General features: G+C 56.2%; 1 protein-coding gene. It reads left to right on the top strand.

Annotated features, from left to right (window positions below):
- A partial coding sequence (locus ACT3T6_RS17690; protein WP_444625979.1) for an IS1380 family transposase occupies positions 1-964 on the top strand: 964 nt, incomplete at both ends.

Here is a 964-nt window from a genome sequence, read left to right as displayed (position 1 = left end):
CACCGGAACAGGTTCGTCATAAGCTCGACACGTTGGTTCGTCAGCGGGTGTTCGGTGTCGCCGCTGGCTATGAAGATTTCAACGACCATGAGGCCCTGCGCTATGATCAGGCCCTTCAGACAGCGCTCGGTGAAGAGGATACGCTGGCAGGCAAGTCGACGCTGTGCCGGGTGGAGCAGAACGCCGATCGGCAAGCAATAGTGAAGGCCCATGAGTTGCTGTGGCATCACTTCATTGAACAGCATGACGAACCACCAAAGGAGATCGTGCTGGACTTTGATGGCACCGACATCCCCGTGCATGGCGAGCAACCCGGCAAGTTCTTTAACCGTTATTACGATCACCACTGCTACTTCCCACTGTATGTCTTCTGTGGGCGCCACTTACTGGTGAGCTATCTGCGCACCAGTGACCGCAGCGACAGCCGCCATAGCTGGGCGATCCTCGCCTTACTGGTACGCTTTATCCGTCAATACTGGCCCGATACGCGCATCGTGTTACGAGGTGATAGCCACTTTTGTCGTCCCCGGATGCTGAACTGGTGTGATCGGCATCACGTCGACTACATCGTGGGAATCGCCAAGAACAGCCGGCTGCTCAAGGAAGTGGATGTGCCCATGATGCTGGTGCGCAAGACCCAATGGCAGGTGGGAGGGAAAGTGGCAGAGACGTTTCGCTTCCAGTATCAAGCCCACTCCTGGAAATACTCACGCTGGGTGGTGGCCCGCCTGGAAGAAGGCGAGTTAGGCTCTAATCCCCGGTTTATCATCAGTTCCCGTTACGATGATGGCTTCAAGCTTTACTACGAGCAGTACTGTGCCCGGGGTGACATGGAGAACCGGATCAAGGATCAACAACTGAGCCTGTTTGCTGACCGGACCTCCAGCACGCACTGGTGGGCCAATCAGTGGCGGCTGATCTTGTCGGGCTTCGCTTATACGCTGTTCGAGCGGTTACGGACTTA

The sequence above is a fragment of the Halomonas sp. 72 genome, assembly GCF_052379785.1.
Taxonomy (GTDB): domain Bacteria; phylum Pseudomonadota; class Gammaproteobacteria; order Pseudomonadales; family Halomonadaceae; genus Vreelandella; species Vreelandella citrativorans.
The sequence above is the reverse complement of the archived record's forward strand: the minus strand, read 5'-3'. Positions and strand labels throughout refer to the sequence as shown.